Annotated in this window: 19 protein-coding genes, 1 tRNA gene and 1 pseudogene; all 21 read right to left on the minus strand. The window is 65.5% G+C overall.

Annotation, left to right across the window (positions count from 1 at the left end):
- Positions 1-41 precede the first annotated feature (41 nt).
- Entirely contained in the window at positions 42-485 is a 444-nt protein-coding gene (locus tag HYV14_00735; GenBank protein MBI2384518.1) for a hypothetical protein, read from the minus strand.
- A gap of 434 nt (positions 486-919) precedes the next feature.
- On the minus strand, positions 920-1,747 hold the full coding sequence (locus tag HYV14_00740) for a hypothetical protein (protein ID MBI2384519.1): 828 nt from the start codon (positions 1,745-1,747) through the stop codon (positions 920-922).
- 9 nt (positions 1,748-1,756) lie between these two features.
- The gene (locus HYV14_00745; GenBank protein MBI2384520.1) at positions 1,757-2,326 is read right to left on the minus strand and encodes a hypothetical protein; all 570 of its coding nucleotides are present in this window, start codon (positions 2,324-2,326) and stop codon (positions 1,757-1,759) included.
- Positions 2,327-2,587: 261 nt separating this feature from the next.
- Positions 2,588-2,703, minus strand: a tRNA-Ala gene (locus HYV14_00750).
- Between the two features lie 104 nt (positions 2,704-2,807).
- Entirely contained in the window at positions 2,808-3,392 is a 585-nt protein-coding gene (locus tag HYV14_00755) for an AAA family ATPase (protein ID MBI2384521.1), read from the minus strand.
- 1 nt (position 3,393) lies between these two features.
- A complete protein-coding gene (cobO, locus tag HYV14_00760; protein ID MBI2384522.1) occupies positions 3,394-3,975 on the minus strand; it encodes a cob(I)yrinic acid a,c-diamide adenosyltransferase in 582 nt (193 codons plus the stop codon).
- 20 nt (positions 3,976-3,995) lie between these two features.
- Positions 3,996-4,679 (minus strand): 5,6-dimethylbenzimidazole synthase, encoded by a 684-nt coding sequence (gene bluB, locus HYV14_00765; GenBank protein ID MBI2384523.1) that lies wholly within the window; start codon positions 4,677-4,679, stop codon positions 3,996-3,998.
- Positions 4,657-6,420: a VWA domain-containing protein gene (locus tag HYV14_00770; protein MBI2384524.1), complete on the minus strand. Its 1,764-nt coding sequence runs from the start codon at positions 6,418-6,420 to the stop codon at positions 4,657-4,659. The genes bluB and HYV14_00770 overlap by 23 nt, the downstream gene beginning before the upstream one ends.
- Before the next feature lie 20 nt (positions 6,421-6,440).
- Complete coding sequence (gene cobN, locus HYV14_00775) at positions 6,441-10,172, minus strand: cobaltochelatase subunit CobN (GenBank protein ID MBI2384525.1); 3,732 nt, start codon at positions 10,170-10,172, stop codon at positions 6,441-6,443.
- Positions 10,173-10,176: 4 nt separating this feature from the next.
- Positions 10,177-11,148 carry a cobalamin biosynthesis protein CobD gene (gene cobD / locus HYV14_00780; protein ID MBI2384526.1) on the minus strand — a complete coding sequence of 324 codons (972 nt, stop codon included), beginning with the start codon at positions 11,146-11,148 and terminating at the stop codon, positions 10,177-10,179.
- Positions 11,145-12,647, minus strand: a complete 1,503-nt coding sequence (locus tag HYV14_00785; protein ID MBI2384527.1) for a cobyric acid synthase — start codon at positions 12,645-12,647, stop codon at positions 11,145-11,147. The genes cobD and HYV14_00785 overlap by 4 nt, the downstream gene beginning before the upstream one ends.
- Positions 12,637-13,719: a threonine-phosphate decarboxylase gene (locus HYV14_00790; protein MBI2384528.1), complete on the minus strand. Its 1,083-nt coding sequence runs from the start codon at positions 13,717-13,719 to the stop codon at positions 12,637-12,639. The genes HYV14_00785 and HYV14_00790 overlap by 11 nt, the downstream gene beginning before the upstream one ends.
- Positions 13,716-14,474: an adenosylcobinamide-GDP ribazoletransferase gene (cobS, locus tag HYV14_00795; GenBank protein ID MBI2384529.1), complete on the minus strand. Its 759-nt coding sequence runs from the start codon at positions 14,472-14,474 to the stop codon at positions 13,716-13,718. Before cobS ends, HYV14_00790 begins: the two co-directional genes overlap by 4 nt.
- Positions 14,471-15,139, minus strand: a complete 669-nt coding sequence (locus tag HYV14_00800) for an energy transducer TonB (protein MBI2384530.1) — start codon at positions 15,137-15,139, stop codon at positions 14,471-14,473. Before HYV14_00800 ends, cobS begins: the two co-directional genes overlap by 4 nt.
- Entirely contained in the window at positions 15,136-15,537 is a 402-nt protein-coding gene (locus HYV14_00805) for a biopolymer transporter ExbD (protein MBI2384531.1), read from the minus strand. Before HYV14_00805 ends, HYV14_00800 begins: the two co-directional genes overlap by 4 nt.
- Entirely contained in the window at positions 15,534-16,166 is a 633-nt protein-coding gene (locus HYV14_00810; GenBank protein ID MBI2384532.1) for a MotA/TolQ/ExbB proton channel family protein, read from the minus strand. Before HYV14_00810 ends, HYV14_00805 begins: the two co-directional genes overlap by 4 nt.
- Positions 16,167-16,753: 587 nt before the next feature.
- Positions 16,754-17,416, minus strand: a pseudogene (locus tag HYV14_00815) (cobalt-precorrin-7 (C(5))-methyltransferase).
- The gene (locus tag HYV14_00820) at positions 17,413-17,877 is read right to left on the minus strand and encodes a hypothetical protein (protein MBI2384533.1); all 465 of its coding nucleotides are present in this window, start codon (positions 17,875-17,877) and stop codon (positions 17,413-17,415) included. Before HYV14_00820 ends, HYV14_00815 begins: the two are co-directional and overlap by 4 nt.
- On the minus strand, positions 17,874-18,683 hold the full coding sequence (locus HYV14_00825; GenBank protein ID MBI2384534.1) for an ABC transporter ATP-binding protein: 810 nt from the start codon (positions 18,681-18,683) through the stop codon (positions 17,874-17,876). The genes HYV14_00820 and HYV14_00825 overlap by 4 nt, the downstream gene beginning before the upstream one ends.
- Positions 18,683-19,723, minus strand: coding sequence for an iron chelate uptake ABC transporter family permease subunit (locus HYV14_00830; protein ID MBI2384535.1), 1,041 nt, complete (start codon positions 19,721-19,723; stop codon positions 18,683-18,685). The genes HYV14_00825 and HYV14_00830 overlap by 1 nt, the downstream gene beginning before the upstream one ends.
- Complete coding sequence (locus tag HYV14_00835; GenBank protein MBI2384536.1) at positions 19,720-20,637, minus strand: ABC transporter substrate-binding protein; 918 nt, start codon at positions 20,635-20,637, stop codon at positions 19,720-19,722. Before HYV14_00835 ends, HYV14_00830 begins: the two co-directional genes overlap by 4 nt.

The raw sequence follows: 20,637 nt of genomic DNA on the forward strand, positions 1-20,637 counted from the left end.
CGTAGCAGACCCCTCCCCGGGCCCGCAACCGCTCCGCCGTCCTAGCGCTTGGCGACCGGGACGCCCCGCAGGTACTCCATGAACACCTCGCCGGCGCCCATGTAATGCGCCTCGATCTCGAGGCGGATGTCGTCGATGCGGGACGGGTCCACGAAGCGCCGCAGGTCGGCCAGCCCCTTGAGGGCCGCGCGCATGCTGTCGGTCGGGTCGAGGTCGCGCTTGGAGGCCGTGTCCATCACCGCCTCGAGGATCAGGATCGAGCCCCGGGTCATGCTGTGGTCGGCGAGCAGCAAAGCGGTCATCGCGCCCTTCACGGCGTCCTCGATCACGCGGGTCGGGGCCGTGTCCCCCGCGGGAGCGCCCTGCAAAGCGGCCATCAACGTCTTGCGGACCACGCACGCGGCGGCCGCGCAGGGGTCTCCGAGAAGCCGAAGCTCTTCGGCGACCATCTCCTTCGTCAGCTGCACGATTCGAAGCTCATCCATTGTCGTTCCACCTCTCGCTATGGATATAGCCGGATCCCCACGCGAGGTCGACCCAACAAATACTGAACGTCCGCTGAACGCGCGCCCGATCAATACCCGGCGCCGCCCCCGCTCCCGCCCCCGCCGCCTTTGCTTGAGCTGGCGATGGCCGCGACGACGCCGCCTATGATCACCACGCCCAACACCCACCATATCCAGTTGCGGGATCTCGGCCTGGCCTCCGGCGCCGTCGTCCGGGCCGAAGTCGACGACGATATCTCGTAAGGCGTCTGAGCGCGCGCCGGCGCCGCCGTCAACAGACACAGGGCCAACGCTGCGGTCTTCACCCTCCCCTCCGTGCTCTTCGTGGATTCCACCGGATTCTACCGTCAGGGAACGGGGAGGGCAAGAAACAGTCTTATGCCGACTTCGCGACACCGGACCTGTTCCGTGATTTACGGCTCGACGGGCAGGAACGGCTTGCCCGACGGGTTAAGCGTGAAAAAGATGCTTGCGCTCCAGTCCGCGACGTCCCCGTCGCGGAAGTTGTAGTTCCAGTCCATGTTCACGCTGAAGGTCCATTTCCGCCAATAGCCATTGACGTTGGCGCCGACGGTGGCTGTGTCGTCCGCGAGGTTGACCCCGGCGTTGGCGGCGGCGGTCGCGTTGACGCTCTCGATGACCATGTTGCAGCCCACCGTGCCCTGGACGCCGAAGTGCTTCATGTATTTCTGCCAGCCGAAGTCGTCCCGGAACTTGGCGTAGGCTTTCGCGTCGAAGTCGAGGTCTATCTTCTTGAGGTCTCCGAAAAAGCCGGAGCTCACGATCGATTCCCAGTCGGGGCGAACCTTGACGCGATAGTCCGGCGGAATGACGTTGAACTTGAAGGTTGCGGGCGGCACGTCGAGGTCTCCCGCGGTCTCCGCCTTGCGGTGCTTGAGCTTGAAGTCCGAGATGTCCTCGATGACCTCCCGCCCGGCGTCGTAGGCGAAGTCCTCGAAGTTCTTCTCGTAGATGGGCTGCATCGCCTTGATCATCTCAACTTGGTGCTCGAGCTCGAGGACGGCGTCGGGCGAGCCGGCGCTCTTGACCTTGTCGTCGAGGTCCTTGAGCATGGCGTCGAAGCCCATCTTGATCGGCTTGTCGGCCTGCTTGAGGCCCTGCTCGAGGCCGCGCTTGACCTGCTTGCGGAGGATTTCGCCGGCGAGTTGGACGGCCTCATCGTAAAAGGTAGTGCCTCCGACGCCCTTCTTCTCTTCAACTGCTGTATCTGTGTCAGGCATGGGGTCTCCTTACCACTGCTCGCTGTGTCCGCCGCGCTTGGGCGAGCGCTGGTAGCGACGGCGATGATCTTCCGGGGGCGGATCGCTGTCGAGGATGTCGCCGGAGGTGGCCTCCGTGGTCTCCTTGTAGACGTAGAGCAGGACGTCGTCGGTGTCGGGCTTGGTCTGGATCACATCCTCGATGATGACGTCGATGGGCGGAGGGGGCTCCTCGGGCTCAGGGGGCAACGGGCGCACACCCGTGCCGCCAGGGTTCTCCTCTTCCCAATCGTCCGCGGGCTCTTGCCGCGGATCGACCGGAATCGGGTCGACGAGGCGGCGGTCGATCGTGACCTCCGTATATTCGCCGGCGGGCCCGGCGGCGATGACCTGCTTCAGGCCGGAGGACGAGAAGCTCGTCGTGAAGATTTTCCCCTTCCCCACGACGCGTGAGGCGTACTGAGTCTCGGGGACCATCCACATGACCTTGTCCTCGAATCCGGCGGGGACGGTGTGGCATTGGAACGTGATCGTCTCGCCGGCGACATGGATGATCTCGTCTTCCGGCGTCTCGATGATTACTAATATCTGCCCTGGCATTTCTGAATCTCCTTGGCTGGGGTCGACCAAGCGAAGGATAGGGCGGCTCGGATTTTAAGTCAAGGCCTAGCAGGCCCCCGGCCCTAGCCTCTCAAAAAAAGCAGAGAACCCGGTCAATGCCCGAACGGAAGGCTCGAACCGGGTTCTCGTCGAGAAACACGAATAAACTGGTGGACTAGGGGTGATGGGGTATATGAAAGAAAACCACTCGCCCCCGTCGTTGCCGTTTCGTCGGCGGTGTTGAAAATCTCGAGGGGCGAGTGGTGGACCTTAGCGGGATCGAACCGCTGACCTCCTGCATGCCATGCAGAGCACTTTCCCGAGCCGCGGACTAGCAATTTTATTTAGAAAATATCGTTTTTTCAGGATCAAGATCCGCGGAAATATTTTCCAGGTGTCCCAATGTGTCCATACTCGGTCAAAATTGGACGATCTCGAACCAACGTCAGCCAATTGAGGCGCTGTCGCGAGTTACGTAAGTCTAAGATCGTCCCGCCATTATTCCACGATCTTCTCTGTGTGCTGGTGCAGCTAATGAGGAGAGAGCCCACCGAAGACGTTCGTCCTCAACCCGGCAATCCAACGGCATGCGATGAACGGTCGTGGCATTCCGCTGTTTCCTGTAGAGCCTTTCCAGGACACGCTGATAGTTCCTCTGGCTCTCCTTTCTGCGTGGACGAATCCCATCATCAACATACGGAATCGAGCCAAATGGCAGAACGATGCAGGCGTCATACGTCCTGACGCGCGCCCATGCTTCCGTCAAGAGGGGCTGCACCGCGGCCTCGTGCTGGCACCGGTAGAAAAGCACGTACGCGATGAAGTCCAAGCATGAGTTGTCCGCCACGAACGCCGGCAGGGCGGACTCGCGCGAGACACGCAGGTCCCACAGCGCGGCGAGAACGACGGCGATCTCAGCCGCCGGCCGGCCGGCCAAAGGCTGATCCGTGACGACCAGATAGTCGCGCATCTCCTCTGAGATGCGCGGGATTCCTAGAGCCTCGGATAGGCCCGTCACGAGAGTCGTCTTGCCGACCCCCGCGGAGCCCGAGATGGCGATCTTCATATCAGAACTCGATGCCGGGCTGCGCCTTGATCTTCTGGTCCCGATAGGGATGCTTGATCGGCTTCATCTCGGTGACGAGATCGGCGAGCTGGATCAGTTCCTCAGTCGCGTGGCGGCCGGTCAGGAGGATATGCGTGTCCGGATCCTTCTCCTTCACGCCGTCGAGCACTTCCTGGGCGTCGAGGAAGCCGTAGTGCACGACGTAGTTGATCTCATCGAGAAAGATGAAGCGGTGGCGCTTCGAGCGGATGAGCTCGAGACACTTGGCCCAGGCCACGCGGGCGCTGGCCTTGTCCTTCTCGATATTCCTGGTGTCCCAGGTGAAGCCATCGCCCATCGCGTGGTACTCGACCTGGTCGCCGAATGTCCGAAGCGCCTTGAGCTCGCCGGGGATCCACTTGCCCTTGATAAACTGCACGATGGCGACCTTATAGCCGCGGCCGAGGCAGCGCAGCACCATGCCGAGGCCCGCCGTCGTCTTGCCCTTTCCCTCCCCCGTATGGACCATGATCAGGCCCTTCTTGATCGCGACCTTGATGTCCTCGTGAGTCTGCGGCGCTTTTTCGGCGTTGACCGTGTCCATGATTGATCGCTCCTTTAAAATTATTTCAGCGTTTCCGCGGCCTGCCGGCCGTAACGGTCGTAGAATATGAGGTCGTCTACGGGGATTCGCTTTCGCCAGCCCGCGGTCGCGAGCATCGGCTCCGCAGGAAACTCTTCGGGATAACCGACGCACAGATAGGCGACGGGCACGACATGGTCGGGCAGCCCGAGGATGCGAGCCAGGTCGCTATTATCGATAATGCTCACCCAACCAACGCCGACACCTTCAGCCCGCGCGGCCAGCCAAAGGTTCTGGACGGCGCAGCAAACGCTGAAGAGGTCCGTGTCGATGATCGTGCTTCTCCCGAGCACCTGTCCTCCGCGAGTGCGGTCGCACGTCACGCATACATTCAAGGCCGACTCGCGGATGCCCTCGAGCTTAAAGGATTTATAGAGAGCCGCCCTGTCGCCGGCGTATTGTCCGGAGGCGCGTGCGTTCTCGCGCTGGAAGACCTCGTTCACGCTCTCGCGGACCGCGCGATCGCGGATCACGATGAAATTCCACGGCTGCATGAAGCCGACCGAGCCGGCATGATGCGCGGCATCGAGTATCCGGCGCAGGACGTCCGCGGGCACGGGATCCGGCCGGAATTTCCGGATATCACGGCGGCGATAGATCGCCTCATAGGCGCTCATTGCCGCGGCGGCCGGCGGCACGGTTTTAAAGGCTTTCAGGTGCGGCATAATGCGCCCCCCACGATTCGGCGATACGCTTGGCGAATCCCAGGCGTACCGCGCCTGATTCGGTGTCGATGACCAAGCCGGCGATCCTGCGCTTGCGGAACTGTTCCGCCAACGCCAGGGTCTCGGCCAGAGGATCCTCGCCGGCGGCGACCGTTGGCCTACCGTCGGTGATCAGCACGACAAAAGGCTCAAGAGACTCCTGCGGGGAGAGCCGGGAGATGACCTGCTCCGCGAGCCTTATCCCCGCCGCGAGCGGCGTGCGGCCTCCGGTCATCATCTCAGCCAAAGCCTTCTCGGCCGCGGCGGCGCTTCGTGTCGGAGGCAGCAGCAACTCCGCCCCCTCCGCGCGGAAGGCGATCAAACCGACCTGGTCGCGGCGCTGGTAGGCGTCGACGAGCAGCGAGAGAGCCGCGGTCTTCGCCGCCTTCATCCGCGCGTGGGCGTTCATCGAGCCGCTTGCGTCCACGACGAAGAGTACGAGCGCGCCCGTCTTGAACTCGCGGATATGTTCCTTGATCTGGCCCGGATCGAGAGAGAGCGCGCCGTCGCCGGCGTCTCCGACGGCCGCGTGCTTCAACGTATCGTCCCAGGCGATCGCGGAGGCCTTGCCGGAGAAAGCGCGCAGCGCCACGGGAGCTCCGGTGACGCCGGTCGTCTCCCGGCTTTGGCGGCGGCCGGGCTCGGCCTTCCCCTGCCGGACGCTGCGCCCAAGAACATATGGCTTCACCGCGTGCGGCTTTCCCGCGGCATGGCTCGTCTCCGCGGCGTCCGAGTCTTTCCCGGGCTCCGTGGACGGCTTCGCGGCTTTGGAGCCGCCTTGCGCGCCGTCGGACTCGCCCATCGATGATGGGCGGCTTTTCGGCGGCGGCGGCGGAGCGCTTTGAGTGAGGTGCTTTTGGCGCCGATGCGGCAGGGCCAACAGCGCGGCCTCCTCGACATCCTGGGCCTCGACCGCCGCCTTGCCGGCGAGCGCCGCGAGGGCGCGCGCGGATCGATAGATCACGAGGTCCGCCCGAAGGCCTTGGACGCCCGATTCGACACAGATCGCCGCGATATCCCTCGATTGGCTTTCCGACAGATCGAGACGCGGCAGCAGCCCGCGAGCGCGAAGGAGCAGCGCCTTCAAGTCCGTCTCTTGAGCGGCCCATTTTTCGCAGAAGGCCGCGGGATCGAGGTCGAAAGCCAGCCGCCGTCGCGTGACCTCGACGCGCTCCTCGGGATCGGAGACCGAGTCGGTCTCGATCGACAAGCCGAAACGGTCGAGCAGCTGCGGACGAAGCTCCCCTTCCTCCGGGTTCATGCTCCCGACCAGGATGAACCGCGACGGCGAAGTCAGAGAGAAGCCCTCGCGTTCCACGCGCACGAAACCCGAGGCCGCGGCGTCGAGGAGAAGGTCGACGAGATGATGGCTTAGCAGGTTGACCTCATCAACGTAAAGGATGCCGTCGTGAGCCTGGGCCAGAAGCCCGGGAAGAAAGCGCTTCTTTCTCTTCTTGAGGATGAGCTCGAGATCAAACGAGCCGAGAAGGCGGTCCTCGGTGCAGCCGAGCGGCAACTCCAAGAGGGGCGCGCCGGCGCCGAGCAGCCGGGCGAGGCCCCGGACGGCGGTCGTCTTGGCCGAGCCTTTTTGCCCGCGCACGAGGACGCCTCCGATCAGAGGATCGATGGCGTTGATCAGCAAGGCTCGCTTGAGCCGGGACTGTCCGACGATAGCGGTGAAAGGATAATGGAGCGGTTTCATGGTTGCTCTCCTGCGCGTCTTCATGCGGCGGCCTTCGGTCGTTCCAGCGCGGCGCCTTCGAGGTCGCCCTCGACCTCGAGGACGGTGCGGCGCAGGGACTCGAGCATCGGCTCGGACGGCTTCTCCCAGAGTCCGCGCAGTGCGGCCTCGAGCAAGCGCTCGGCCATGCCCTTCAGCGCCCAGGGATTGCTTGCGGACAAGAACGCCCGGTTCGTTTCATCAAGCACGTACGACTCGACGACGCCCTCGTACATCCAGTCCTCGACGACGTGGGCCGTGGCGTCGTAGCCGAACATGTAGTCGACGGTCGCGGCCATCTCGAAGGCGCCCTTGTAGCCGTGCCGGCGCATGCCTTCCGTCCACTTGGGGTTGACGACGCGCGCGCGAAATACGCGCTTGGCCTCTTCCGACAGGGAGCGCACCTTGGGATCATCGGGCCGCGAGGAGTCGCCGAAATAGGCGAGCGGCGCCTTCCCGCTCAACGCGCGGACCGACGCGATCATGCCGCCATGGAACTGCAGGTAGTCGTCGCTGTCGAAGATGTCATGCTCGCGGTTGTCCTGGTTCTGCACGGCCAAGGACACGGTCTTGAGGCGCTCGCCGAACTCGCGCTGGGACGGGCGGCCGTACGTCTTCTCCGTGTAGGCGTAGCCTCCCCAAGTGAGATAGATCTTGGAGAGGTCCTCGTCGGACTCCCAATTGCGCTCGTCGATGGCCTGCAGGATGCCGGCTCCATAGCTCCCGGGCTTGCTGCCGAACACCCGCAGCAGCGCAGGATCCTCGTCATTCGCGCTCGACGGGCTGAACTTCTCGCTCCTGCGATCGGCGAGCCAATGCTTGCGCACGAAGTTCATCTCTTCCGGCTCTTCTTGCCGCGCCGCCAGTCTGACGGCCTGATCGAGAAGCGCCACCGCCTGCGGAAACGCGTCGCGAAAGAAGCCGCTGATGCGGACCGTCACATCGATGCGCGGACGCTTGAGCTCCTCGAGCGGGATCAGCTCAAGCCCGCGCACCCTCCGAGTCGACTCGTCCCAGACCGGACGCACGCCGAGAAGGCAGAGAATCTCGGCCACGTCGTCGCCCTTCGTCCGCATCGTCGATGTGCCCCAGACGATCATACCGACGGTCTCCGGGAAGCTTCCGGTTTCCTTGACGTAACGCTCCAGCAGCCGCGCCGCCAAGCCACGGCCCACTTCCCAGGCCGCTCTTGAGGGCACGGCCTGTATGTCGATCGAGTAGAAGTTCCTGCCGGTCGGCAGCACGTCGCTAGCGCCCCGCGTCGGGGAACCGCTCGGGCCCGGAGGAACGTAGCCTCCCGCCAAGCCCAGCAGCAGATGATCGATCTCCTCGGTGGTCCGGCGCAAGTTCGGAACGAGCTGGCGGCAAACGTCATCAAGCGCCCGTTCGAGCTCCGGATGGCCGCCATAGCGGCCGGCGACCTCGCGCGACGCGGCGGGATCGAACTGCCCCCGCGCCAACTCCGAGACGCATAGCTTGGAAACGTCGTGCAGGGCGCGCGTCACATCACCCCAGGCGCGAAGGGGCTGGTCGGGAGACAATGTCGCCAAGACCGCCGGCAAAGGCCGGTCCACGGGCGCGCCGGGCTCGAGAGCGAGAAGCTGCGGGTCCATTCCGAGGGATACGGCCACGGCCTCTCTCATCGGCGCGGCGCGGCCGCGAAGACGCGTGAGCGCCAAGATCAGGTCGAGCAGCGCCTCGTTTTCCGGCGCCTTGCCGAAGGTGTGAAGACCGCCGCGGATCAGCGAGTCCTTGATCTCGCACAGATAGCCGTCGATGTGTTGGAGGAAGCCGCCGAAATCCTCCGGCGGAGCGTCGACGTTGAGGTCGGAGGTGAGGTTCGCCTTCTCGACGAGCTCCCAGATCCTCTGCTTGATCCATGGAAGCTTCTTGGGGTCGAGCGCCTCCATCTGCGAGTATTCGTCCATCCAGGTCTCGAGCCTCGAGAGGTCGCCATAGCTGTCGGCCGTCGTCATCGGCGGGATCAGGTGATCGACGATCACGGCGTGGGCACGGCGCTTGGCCTGAGTCCCCTCGCCCGGGTCGTTGACGACAAACGGATAGAACAACGGGAGTTCCGCGAGCGCCAGCTCCGGGAAGCAGTTCTCGCTCAAGCCCAGGCTCTTGCCCGGCAGCCACTCGAGATTTCCGTGCTTGCCCATATGGACGACCGCGTCGGCGCGGAAAATCTCCCGCAGCCACAGGTAGAAGCCCAGGTAGTGATGAGTCGGCGGCAGATCGGGACTATGATAGATCGCGATGGGATTGTCGCCGAATCCGCGCGGAGGCTGGACGCCGATGAAGACGTTGCCGAGCCGGATGCCGCGCACGTCGAGAGCGCCGTCCAGGCAGAACTTGTCGCCGGGCGCCTCGCCCCAGGTCGCGCCGATCTTCTCTCGTGCTTTCGGCGGCAGGCCGGAGAACCAGGCCTTGTAGTCGTCTCCCGAGAGGAACATCCCCGTGGTTCGGGCGGACACATTCTCATTGTCCCAGGAGGCTCCGGACTCGATCAACTGCCTGACCAAGGCGTCCCCATCCTCCGGGAACTCCCCGACCTGATAGCCGTCGGCCTTGAGCGCCTTGAGAACCTGCACGAGCGAGGCGAGCGAATCGAGCCCGACGGCGTTGCCGATGCGCGAGTTTTTCGTCGGGTAGTTGCTCAGGATCAGAGCGACGCGCTTCTCGGAATTAGGAACGCGCCTCAGTCTGGCGAAGCGGACGGCCAAGCGCGCGACCACGCGGGTCCTTCCCGGATCGGCGACGTAACGCGTGATCGAGCATGCGAGGGGGCTCGCCTCGTCCATGATCTCGCGGAAGCAGAACGGCACCGTGATGATGCGCCCGTCGAACTCGGGGATGGCCACGTTCATCGCGACCTCGCGCGGCGAGAGGCCGGCGGGCGATTCGTCCCAGGCACGCCGCGAGCGAGTGCTTGATACGGCTTGCAGGATCGGCACGCCCAAGGACGCCATTGCGGCGACCTCGGGACAGTCCGCGGCGCCCGTCGACGCGGCGAAGCTCAGGGCGCAGATCAGGGCGTCGACGACGGGACGGCCGTCCGCGATAAAGTATTTCTGGACCAAGGAGGAGAGGCCGGAATCCCCCTTGAGCCGGTAGCAGAATACAGGGACCGGGGACCCGCCGGCGGCGGCGACGGCTTCGCACAAAGAGTCGACGTAGCCGGTGTCCCCGACGAGCCAGTGCGCCCGATAGAACAGGATGCCGATCCTGGGTCCCGAGGTATCGGGAGGGACGCGCTTCAGCGCGTACCGCCCATCGAGAGGCAAAGCTTGCGGCGCGGCGGCGCCGCGCGAGGTGCCCAACAATCCGTCGCTGAGCGCGCAGAGCCACTCCTTGACGTTCTGCACGTCGCCGTTGGCCCAATACGCCAGGGAGAGCCGGACGATCTCCGGCGGCACGGTCGTGAACTCCGACAGTTCCGGATCGGGCTCGTCGTGATGGGGCAAGGCCAGCATCGCGACCCCGCGCGCCTTCGCGGCCGCGCGAAGGAACCGCAGGCCTTCGTCGAAGTATCGAGTTCCTCCGAGAACGCGAACGGCTAAGACCATTTTTTCATCCGCAGGCAGCGACGTCCAGAACGCCTCGAGAGCCTGGAGCGAGCCGAGGTTGTTCGTGTTCTCGCAGCGGACTTTACCGAAGCCCGGGGGAAGCAGCGACAACGCGTTGTGGACGGCCAATATCTCGGACTCGGCGCTGCTCAGGAAAACGATCATGACGTTACCTCCATAGATTCAGACCGGCTTGGTTCAGAGCCCACGCAGCGGCGACGGCCAGCACGACCGTGATATGCGCGCAGCGGTACATGACGCGGATCGAGCGCTCGATCATCTCGGGCCGCAGCGGCCGCACGGGTATCCCCAAAAATTGGGTGACGACGACGCGGGAGCCGTACCGGTTGGTCCCGCCCAGGCGAATCCCGAGCGCGCCGGCCATCGCGGCCTCGGGGATGGCGGCGTTCGACGGCGTCGAGGACGCGCCGTCGCTCCAAGCCGCGCGGAAGGCGCGCCCCGCCGGAAGACCGGCGAGCCCCGCCGCGAGCGGCAAGAGCAGGCCCGAGAGCAGGGCGGGCGGCTTGTTCACGGCCGTGTCGAGCTTGGCCGCGAGCCGGCCGAAGCGGAGATAGCGGCTGTCCTTGTGGCCGATCATCGAGTCGAGCGTGTTGACCGCCTTGTACGCGAGCGCCAAGGCCGGGCCCCCGAGCGCCGCGTAGAATAACGGAGAGATCACGCCGTCGACCGTGCTCTCCGCCACGCACTCCACGGCCGCGCGCACGATCTCGGGCTCATCGAGCTCGCCGGTCTCCCGGCCGACGATCATCGACAGGGCCCGCCGCGCCCGCGGCAGATCGCCGGCTTCCAGCTCCGCGGCCACGCGCCTCGCCTCGACGGCCAGGGATCTGACCGACAAGGTCGTGTAGAGCAGCCACGCCGAGGCGGCGGCGCCGGCGGCGGCCGAAACGCGCCACGTCATGCCGAGGATGAGCCCGGCCGCGGCGTAGGTCGCCCCCACGACCGACACAGTCAGGAGGCCTCCCGAGATAAAGTCATTGCTGAAGACCGTCCGCAGCGTCGTCTCCCCTCTTGAGATCGCCGCGCCGATCCAGCGGACCGGGTGCGGCCAGGCCGGCGGGTCGCCGAGGATGAGATCGAGGGCGTACGCCAAGGGCAGCAGTTGCCAGGAGAGCGTCATGCCGCTTGGAGCCCCTGTCGGACGATGGTCCGCAGCCGCTTCATATCGAGGTTCCGCCCCACGACGCGCGCGAGGGCGTCGAGCGCCCGTTCCCCCTGATCCCCCGATTTGGCCGCGAGGGGTGAAAGGCCTTTGGCGCGGCGCAGGCCTTTCAGGAGTTGGCGCCGGAAGGGAGCCGAGTCGAACAGTCCGTGAACGTAGGTCCCCCAAACGTTGCCGTCGAGTGAGGCTGAGCCGTCCTCGTCGCGGACGCGGCGTCCCTGGCGTTCGACGATCTTCAACAGGGCGTCGCCGCCGCGCCGCGTCGTCCGGCCCATGTGGATCTCGTAGCCGCGGATGTCCGCCCCGCTCGGGTTATGGGTGCCGCGCACCTCGAAGGTCGCCTTGGTCGAGGAGAAGCGCGTGTCGACGGCAAGCAGTCCGAGGCCGTCTTCCCTCCGCCGCGCCGACTCCGCCCCGGCGGGATCGAACAGCTTGCGGCCGAGCATCTGGTAGCCGCCGCAGATGCCGGCGACCTGGGCGCCGGCCGCGGCGCAGCGAAGCACGTAGCGGTCCAGGCCGCGCCGGCGCAGCTCCCGAAGGTCGGCCATCGTGCTTTTCGTACCCGGGATGATCAGCAGATCGGGAAAACGGTTGGCCTGCGGCTGATCGACGTATCGCAGCGAGACGCCGGGCTCGCGCGACAGCGTCTCGAAATCCGTGTGGTTGGAGATGCGCGGCAAGCGCAGAACCTCGACGAGCACTTTCCCGCCGCCGCCGGCGGAGCGCGAGGTCTCGAGCAGCGCCGAGTCCTCCTGGGCGAGCCTCAGGTCCGAGAGGTGAGGAATGACGCCGAGCACGGGCACGCCCGTGCGCCGCTCGAGCTCCACGAGCCCCGGCTTGAGGATCGAGACGTCCCCCCTGAACTTATTGATCACGAAGCCCTTGACCCGCCGGCGCTCTTCTTCGGTGAGCAGCTCCATGGTCCCGATCAGCGAGGCGAAGACGCCGCCCTTGTCGATATCGGCGACGAGCAGGACCGGGGCTTGCGCCCAGCTGGCCGCCGTCATGTTCACGATGTCGAAACGGCGGAGGTTGATCTCGGCCGGGCTTCCGGCGCCCTCCAAGATCACCAGCTCGAATCCGGCCCTTAAGCGGTCCAAGGCCGCGCGGGCTTCCGGGACGACGCGAGGCTTCAGGCGGTGGTAGCCGCGCGCCGAGACGCTGGCGATCGGCCGCCCTATGAGCAGAACCTGCGAGCGGCGATCGCTTTGGGGCTTCAGGAGGATCGGGTTCATGTCGACCGACGGCCGCAGGCCGCAGGCGCGGGCCTGCTCCGCCTGTGCCCGGCCGATCTCGCCGCCTTCCTTGGCGATGGCGGAGTTATTGGACATGTTCTGGGTCTTGAAGGGCGCCACTCGCGCGCCCTCGAGGTGAAACAGGCGGCAAAGCGCGGTAACCAGCATGCTCTTTCCCACCGAGGAGCCCGTTCCCTGCACCATCAAGGTTTTAGCGGCCATGAGCGATGCTCCCCAGCGCCGCGATCAACTTTTTATTCTCAGGCGCCGTCCTCACGGCAAAGCGCACATGGCGCCCATCCTCGAGCCCGGGGAAATCCTCGCAAGAGCGCAGCAGCAGGCCGCGCGCCAAGGCCTCTGTTTTCCACCACGACGCGGCGGGACCGGGCTCCGGCACCCGGCACAGCAGGAAGTTCGCATCGGAGGGATAAGGAATGAATCCCAGCTCGGCGAGCGCCGCGGACAGTGCGGCGCGCAGTCCGGCCACCCGCTCCCGGCTCCGCCGGAGAAATCCGTCCTGGCTCAAGAGCGCGACTCCGGCCGCCTGGGCCAGGGCGTTGACCGACCATGGCGGCTGGAAGCGCTTCAGCGCGTCGAGCAGGAACTTGGGCCCGACGGCGTAGCCGACGCGCAGGCCCGGGACGGCGAAGCTCTTGGTCAACGAGCGCAGCACGAGCAAGCCTTGCCGGGGCGCGCGCGCGGCCCAGGAACGGCCGTCGCCGCCGCGCGAGAACTCAAGGAACGCCTCGTCCAGGATAAGCGTGTGCTCGCGCGCGCGGCAGACGCGGACCAAGCTCGCCAGCCACGCGGGACGAAGCAGGCGGCCCGTCGGATTGTTGGGATTGGCCGCCCAGACCGCGCAGCGCCGGCGTCGCGCGATCGCCGACAAGACGGCGGAGGTGTCGAGCGGGAAGCCGCCGTTTGAGCGCGCATGAATGAAAGACACGGGTGTCTTCTCGATGGCGCAGGCGGACGCGTACTCGCTGAACGACGGCGACAAGATCAAGGCCGGGCGGCCGCGCAGCGCGCGAGCGGCGAGGTGGATGAGTTCCGCGGCGCCGTTGCCGGGAAGTATCTCGTCGGGCCGCACGCGATGGCGGTCCGCGGCGGCGCGCCGGAAGTCGCCGCAATGCGGATCGGGATAGCGGCCGATATCGCGCAGCGCGGCTTCGAGGGCCTTGCCGGCGGCGCGGGGCAAGCCGAACGGATTGATGTTGGCGCTGAAATCCGTGAAGGCGCGCGGGGGACGCTTCGTCCGCAGCGCGGCGCCGGCCCAATCGCCGCCGTGGCTCATGAGACGGCCCCTGATTGAAAGGCGAAGACGCCCAAAACGAGGAGCTCGACGAGCTCGCACGCGGCGCCCAACGTGTCGCCCGTCATCCCGCCGATGCGGGCCTCGACGCGCCGGCGATACAGTTCAGCCGCGGCGACCGTGAGCAGGAACGATATCGCGCCGCGCCCGGGCGAGACGGCAACGGCGATCACCAGCGCGGCGGCGGCGACGAGACACGTCGTGCCGGCCGCGACCCGGCCGATATAAGGGCTTCCCGTCCCGCTCCCGGAACGCGCATACGTCGAGCGATAGCAGAGCCAGACCATTGCCGCGCGCGACAGCGCTCCCGCCGCGACGAGAGCCGGCAGCGCCGCGGCCGCGCCCAGGCCGGAGAGCAAAGCGAACTTGCCGAGAAGCGCGCAGCCCACGCCCACGACGGCCATGGCCCCGGAGCGGCTGTCCTTCATCACGGCCAAGATGCGCTCGCGGTCACCGTTTCCGTAGAAGCCGTCGCACACGTCGGCCAAGCCGTCGAGATGCAGGGCTCCGGAGGCCGCGGCCAGCGCCGCCACGGCCGCCGCCGCCGCGATCGGAGCCGGGAAAAAAGCGGCGCAAGCCATGCCCGCCGCTCCCGCAAGCGCTCCCACCAAGGCGCCGAGGAAGGGATAGAACTTCATCGAGCCTGGCAGGTCGCCTTCGGCCAGGCGGGATGGGCTCGGCACGGGCAGGACCGTCAGGAACTGCAGGGCCAGAATGGCCTGCCGCAGGGCGCTCATTCGTCCTCCAACGAGAATCGGATCGGCATCTTCACCTTGCAGGCCACGGGATTTCCGTCGGCGTCGTACGCCGGCGAGAACACGGCTTGGCGGATTTTGCGCAGGGCCAGCTCGTTGAGCGCCTCGTCGGCGCCCTGCAGCAGCCGCGCGTCGCGCACGACGCCGATCTCGTCGATGAGCACCGACAGCACGACGCGGCCGTCCTTGCCCCTCTGCCGCGCGGACTGCGGGTAATCCTTGGTGGTGATGAAATTCGAGATCCAGCGCGGCTGGCGGGCGGCCTGCGAGGCCGGGATGTAGCGCCCTTCGCTCTCGCCGGTCCCTCCGCCGCCCGTGCCGATCGCCGTGGCCGCGCAAGGTTCGGGGCATGGCGTCGGCTCCTCCGGGGCGACCGGCAGCGGCGCCGGAGCGGCGGGCGCCGGCGCGGGCGGCGCGCCCTGCTTGGGCGCCGTCCAAAACGGCGCCGCGGCCGCCGCCCGCCCGCCGCCGGGATTCGGAGTCCGCATGGCGGCCAGGGAGAGATCGAGCTCGGCGACGATGGCCGGCGGCGCGCGGCGCGCCAAGGCGTACGACAGGCCCGCGAACGTCCCGGCGTGCGCCAAAGCGGAGGCGAGCACGCCTCCTCCCACGCCGCCGATCACCCAGTTGCGGACGCGCGACCTCATCGTTCGGAGGCCAGAGCCACTCGGGTCACGCCCGCCTGCTTGATCGCGTCGAGCATCCCGACGACTTGCCGGTAAGGCAGCCCGCCATCCGCCGCGAGCGTGACGCGCACGCCCGCATCGCGCTTCGCCTCGCGCGCGAGGTTCGCCTTGAGGGCGTTCAGATCGACCGTCTGGCCCATCAGCTGCAGCGTTCCGGCTCTGTCGGCGGAGACCATGAGGCTCGCCGACGCGGGCGCCTCCGCCGTCGCCGCCTTCGGCAGGTTGATCTTGAGGCCCGACTCCGTGACGAAATGCGCCGTCACCATGAACACGATGAGAAGCACGAGCATGATGTCGACGAGCGGAGTGACGTTGATCCCCGTCACCATGCCGTCGTCGGCCGTCTCCATGGCGCTCATTCGGCCGCGGCCTCCCTCTCGGCCTTCAGATGGACGAGAAGCAGATGGATCAAGCTCTGCGCGTTGACGCATTTCCTCTTCAAGCGCGTTTGGAACGCGTTGTTGGCGGCGACGGCCGGAATGGCCACGAGAATGCCGAACGCGGTCGCGACCAGCGCCGAGGATATCCCGGCCATGACGACGGCCGCTCCCGAGCCCCCGGTCATAGCCAGGTCGTTGAAGGCCTTGATCACGCCCAGCACCGTTCCAAAGAGTCCGATGAAGGGCGCGTTGTTGCCGAGCGTTCCCAGGACGATCAGATTTTTTTCGAGCCGCGCTCGCTCGAGGATGAGCCGCGACGTCATGGCCTCCCCTACCGAAGCGGGACCTTTCGAAATGTTCAAGATTCCGGCGGCGGCCACGCGCGCTTCCAGCGAAGTGTCCAATACCGACAGCCGCGCCCCGGCCCAATCGCCGGCCTCCAACTGCCGCGACAGCGCTTCGAGCAATGCCGGGAAGTCGGCATCGTCGCGCCGGAACACCCGCCATCTCTCGATAATGACGCCGAGCGAGCCGACACTCGCCGCGACGAGCAGCCAAAGCACCCAGACATCTCCAGCCAGCGCCAGCTTCTTGAACAATTCAATCATGACTCGCGGCCCTCGCCAAGGTAGTCCTTCCTCAACGTCTTCCAGAGGTCCAAACGCGACCAGTCCGGTTCCTTGAGCTTGCGTAGATCGTCGCCCCGGAACGGGTTGGGAAGGAATACGGTGATCATCTGCTCACCTCGGCCGTTCCAGAAGCGCAGGCCCCAGCTCTGCGGTGAGCCGGCAGTGTCCGTGGTCTTGAAGAAGGCGGCCTTAGTCACCCGTCTTTGGCGGGCGATCTCCGTGAGATTCTCCTTGGATTCAGGATGATGGGCGGTCTTCCCCTTGTACTCTCCTACGCACAGATGGAAGTGCCAAGGGCCCGCGTCCACGGTGAGATATCCGTCGAGGAAGCTGACCCGCGGCTTCTCGGTCAAGACGAGCTCGAAGACGGCGCCGGGGAGGCAGGGCCCGAACCGCAGGTGGTTCCAGTGAATCTCGAACAGCTCCTTGAACAGGCTTTCCTGGGCTTGCTGACCGCAGTCCATATACTCATACTCGGTCTTCGTGCCGTCGAGGGCCTCTTCCGTCTTGACGTCAGGGGCTTCCCGCGTCCTTGCCGCGATTTGATCTGACATTAGTCGTTCCTCCTGTCTGCGGATCAGCATGATGCTCATATGGGAACATTCGCGGCCGACACACTCGGCGAGCGTGCCGCTCCAGCGCGCCTCGTCGCGGGTCAAGCTCTCCCACACCTCGGTCGGGTGCCAGGGCGAGACGCCCCGTTCCAGCAGGTAGGCCGCAATGTGCCGCGGCATGAAGGAGCGCGCCGCATCCCACGGGCAGGGAATGACGATGGCATTACGCTCGTCGTCGAGCACGCTCACCAGATGACGCTTGAAAGGGGCGAGATCGCCGCGGCGGTGAAAGGTGATGAAGGTAGTCTCGTCGAAACACACCCTGGCGCGCGAGGCGAGGACCTGGGCGGAGGATATTCCGGGCAGCGTCTCAACCTCGTGACCGCAGGCGCGCTCGACCCGTTCCAGGTATTGGAAGCCGCTGAAGTGGACGTCGCCCATGAACACCACGACGCAGCGTTTGCCGGCATGGTGTGCCGCTGCCACCCGCGCCAACTGGGCGTCTTGATCTCGGTAGCCCATCGTGACGACCTCCGCCGCAGCCGGGATCAGACCGCGCACGATGTTGACCACCGTTTCGAACCCGGCGATGACATCGGCATCTTCGATCAACGCCGCCGCGCGCCGCGTCAAGTATCCGATGTCGCCCGGCCCTGCGCCGATCGCGATGATCAAGGCAACGTCCCCGCTGTCGCGGCCCGCCGCGCATAATCAAGAGTTGCGTCCCAGCCAGCTGCGTCCTTGATTTCGCTATAGACCCGACACCGATTGCCGACTCGCAGGGTCGCGGCCGGCGCGCTTTCGCAGAGCCCGTGGCATTCGGTGGCGGTGACGGCGCACCCGCCGGCGCCGACGGAGAAGGCCGGATGGGCCGGCCCGAAATCGGAGCGCTCGCGGCAGGGGCCGCTGCGGCAGACGAAGAGCTCGGCGGCCCGGTCGTAAAAGCGTACCCGTGCACGCTCGAGCGCCGCCTCGAACTCGGCGTCGGAAAGGAAGAAGCCGTTCTTCTCGAGCCAGCGGCGCCGACTCGGAACCTCCTTGGGCGTCCAACGTCCCTTCCACTTGACGACGAAGGCTAAGAGGAGTGTCTCGGCCGTGATCGGGACCTCAAGCGCGGCCTGCTCCGACGCTGTCATGTGCCCCGCCCCGCCGGGACTTCGGCCGTATTATGAAGGAACGCCAGTTGCCATGCGCCAAGTATGTCGTGCCACTGCCCGACAGACTTGACGCCGAAGACCTCCTGAACCGTCTCCGGAGTGAGGACCTCTTCCGGCCGGCCGACGGCGACGATGCGGCCTCGAGACAGCAACGCCAAGCGGTCGCAGTTCCGCGCGGCCAAATTCAGGTCGTGCAGCACGATCGCCACGCCCCGCGTTTGCCCCAGGCCCCGCACCATATCGAGAAGGGCCATCTCATGGCGGATATCGAGATGCGCCGTGGGTTCATCCAGAAGCAGGAAATCCGGCTGCTGGGCGACAGCTCGGGCGAGGTGCACGCCTTGGCGCTCTCCTCCGGACATCGCGGTGACCGAGCGTTTCGCCAGATGCCAAGTATCCGTCCGTTCCATGGCCTGCCGCACGGCCTGGTGGTCTTCCGGTTGGATCGGTTCGAAGCGGCCGCGGAAAGGGTAGCGTCCCATCATCACGACTTCTTGCGCCGGGAAGGCAAAATCAGCCAGCACGTTTTGAGGAACGAAGGCGATCAGTCGCGCTAGCTCTCTCTTTGAGAAATCGGCCAAATCCCGGGCTCCAAGGCGGACTCTGCCGAAGGCGGGGTGGATCATCCCCGAAAGGACCCTCAGCAGTGTGCTTTTGCCGGCTCCATTCGGGCCGATAAGACCGGTCACGCCCGCGGGCGGTATCTCCAGGCAGATGTCCTGCAGAAGATGCTGGCCGCAGATCTCGTAACTGACGTTCTCGAGGGAAAGTCTATCCGCTTTCATCAGCACCCAATCTCTCCTCTCTTTTTGAGCAGTAGATAAAGAAAAAACGGTCCGCCGACCATGGCGGTGACGACGCCCAACCTCAATTCCTCGGGAGGAATGGCCATCCTACAGAGGAGGTCCGCCGCGGTCAGAAAGGACGCACCAGCCAAAAAGCTCGCCGGAAGAAGGCTGCGATGGTCCGGCCCCAAAACCAGGCGCACCAGATGGGGCACGATCAATCCCACGAAAGCCACGCCTCCGCTCACGGCGACCGCCGCTCCGGTGATCAGCGAAGCGAGGGCCAGCAGCCAGCGCTTGGCGTTGCGGACATCGACGCCGACGTTCTGCGCGCCTTCTTCGCCGAGAAGCATTGCGTTGAGATCGCGCGAGAAGGCGATGGCCACTAGCGACGCGGGAAGGATGACGACCGCAGCGATTCGGACATGAGTCCAGCCCTTGAAATCCAGCCCTCCAAGGAGCCAGAACACGATCTGTCGCCCAAGTTCGGCGTTCTTGAGCGACAAGGACAATACGAGAGAGGTGAGCGAGGAAGCCATGCCGCCGACAGCGATGCCCGACAGCAGCAGCATCGTCATGGAGGTTTTCCCACGCTCCGTGGACAACAGATAAACCAACAACGAGCAAGTCCACGCGCCCAAAAAGGCGGCCGCCGGCAACGTATAAATCCGATCCGCGGCCCAGCCCATATATAAAGCGATGACGGCGCCCAAGGCCCCGCCGCCCGTCGCTCCGATGATGCCGGGGTCGGCCATTGGGTTGCGGAAAATCCCCTGCATGATCGCTCCCGCCAAAGCCAAGCCGCCGCCGACCGTGCAAGCCAAAAGGACACGAGGGAGGCGGACTTCGATGAGGATGATTTCCTGAATTCTTGTCCAATTCGCGGCCCCCAAGAAAGACGATAAACGGCTCAGAAGGATCATTACGGTCTTCCTTAGCGGAATGTCGACGCTGCCAAAGGCAGTGCCCGCAACGACAGCGAGGACGATGAGCAGCCCGAGTCCGACGAAGACGTAGCGGAGTCTCTTGGGCGGCTTCATGGCGTTGGGAACAGCTCAGGGTGCAGAACACGAGCGGTCTCCTCGACTCCGTCAACGATGAATTGGTCGACGGCGCCGATGTCTCGTCCCGGCAGTGAATAGACGCGGTGATCGCGTATCGCGCGGATGGTCCGCAGCGCCGGATCGGCGTAGAGTTGCGCCGCCAAATCTATTTTTCCGGGCTTATAGACGCTGATGAGTATGACCTCTGGGTCCAGCGCGATCAAACTCTCCATGGAGATCTTCCGGAACCCCGTCTGTCCCGCCTCGGCCGCGACATTGATCCCGCCCGCGCGGACGATGACCTCATCGAGCGTGGTGCCCGTGCCGGACGTGAACCCTTTGGGGATGTAGTGGATGACTTTGGGGCGGGAAGCCGCCTTCGCGATCTTTTTTTCGACTAAGGCCAGGCGTTCGTCCATGTGGCCCACGAGCTTTTGGGCCTTCTCTTCGGCACCCACAGCCTCGCCCACTCGGATGATATTGGCTTGGATATCTCGGATCGAGCTATAGTTCTCCAGCCTCAGAATGGGCAACCCCGCGTCCTGCAGGAGCTTGACGGTCTCGGCATGGGTATAGCGCGCCACGAAAACTAAGTCGGGGGCGCAGGCGATTATCTGCTCGGCATTCACCGTCAATTTGTGCGGAATGATTTTCGCCCATTCGACAATGTGAGAGCTATAGGGGTCCTCGGCGAGCTGTGTGACGGCTTGGATACGACTCTTGTCCACGAGAGCCGAGAGGATATGGTCGACAGCCAGGACCACGGAGACGATCCTGCGCGGAGGAGCGGCAAGCGTGATCGCTGGGTCCGTTCCGCTCTGGATCGTGCGCGGGAAGCCGGAGGCGGGAATCGTCCCGGCGAACCCCGAAACCGTCGAAGTCGCGAGCAAAACGATAAGCGCCGTTCTCAC

It is taken from the genome of Elusimicrobiota bacterium (assembly GCA_016182905.1).
Taxonomy (GTDB): domain Bacteria; phylum Elusimicrobiota; class Elusimicrobia; order UBA1565; family UBA9628; genus GWA2-66-18.

What these genes read in the sequence shown, in the direction of transcription:
- HYV14_00825 (MBI2384534.1), bottom strand. Translation starts at nt 18,683, where the DNA reads ATGAAAGCGGATAGACTTTCCCTCGAGAACGTCAGTTACGAGATCTGC.
- HYV14_00755 (MBI2384521.1), bottom strand. Translation starts at nt 3,392, where the DNA reads ATGAAGATCGCCATCTCGGGCTCCGCGGGGGTCGGCAAGACGACTCTC.
- HYV14_00790 (MBI2384528.1), bottom strand. Translation starts at nt 13,719, where the DNA reads ATGAGCCACGGCGGCGATTGGGCCGGCGCCGCGCTGCGGACGAAGCGT.
- cobD (MBI2384526.1), bottom strand. Translation starts at nt 11,148, where the DNA reads ATGACGCTCTCCTGGCAACTGCTGCCCTTGGCGTACGCCCTCGATCTC.
- HYV14_00810 (MBI2384532.1), bottom strand. Translation starts at nt 16,166, where the DNA reads ATGATTGAATTGTTCAAGAAGCTGGCGCTGGCTGGAGATGTCTGGGTG.
- HYV14_00745 (MBI2384520.1), bottom strand. Translation starts at nt 2,326, where the DNA reads ATGCCAGGGCAGATATTAGTAATCATCGAGACGCCGGAAGACGAGATC.
- cobO (MBI2384522.1), bottom strand. Translation starts at nt 3,975, where the DNA reads ATGGACACGGTCAACGCCGAAAAAGCGCCGCAGACTCACGAGGACATC.
- cobN (MBI2384525.1), bottom strand. Translation starts at nt 10,172, where the DNA reads ATGATCGTTTTCCTGAGCAGCGCCGAGTCCGAGATATTGGCCGTCCAC.
- HYV14_00785 (MBI2384527.1), bottom strand. Translation starts at nt 12,647, where the DNA reads ATGGCCGCTAAAACCTTGATGGTGCAGGGAACGGGCTCCTCGGTGGGA.
- HYV14_00830 (MBI2384535.1), bottom strand. Translation starts at nt 19,723, where the DNA reads ATGAAGCCGCCCAAGAGACTCCGCTACGTCTTCGTCGGACTCGGGCTG.
- bluB (MBI2384523.1), bottom strand. Translation starts at nt 4,679, where the DNA reads ATGCCGCACCTGAAAGCCTTTAAAACCGTGCCGCCGGCCGCCGCGGCA.
- HYV14_00740 (MBI2384519.1), bottom strand. Translation starts at nt 1,747, where the DNA reads ATGCCTGACACAGATACAGCAGTTGAAGAGAAGAAGGGCGTCGGAGGC.
- HYV14_00820 (MBI2384533.1), bottom strand. Translation starts at nt 17,877, where the DNA reads ATGACAGCGTCGGAGCAGGCCGCGCTTGAGGTCCCGATCACGGCCGAG.
- cobS (MBI2384529.1), bottom strand. Translation starts at nt 14,474, where the DNA reads ATGAGCGCCCTGCGGCAGGCCATTCTGGCCCTGCAGTTCCTGACGGTC.
- HYV14_00770 (MBI2384524.1), bottom strand. Translation starts at nt 6,420, where the DNA reads ATGAAACCGCTCCATTATCCTTTCACCGCTATCGTCGGACAGTCCCGG.
- HYV14_00805 (MBI2384531.1), bottom strand. Translation starts at nt 15,537, where the DNA reads ATGAGCGCCATGGAGACGGCCGACGACGGCATGGTGACGGGGATCAAC.
- HYV14_00735 (MBI2384518.1), bottom strand. Translation starts at nt 485, where the DNA reads ATGGATGAGCTTCGAATCGTGCAGCTGACGAAGGAGATGGTCGCCGAA.
- HYV14_00800 (MBI2384530.1), bottom strand. Translation starts at nt 15,139, where the DNA reads ATGAGGTCGCGCGTCCGCAACTGGGTGATCGGCGGCGTGGGAGGAGGC.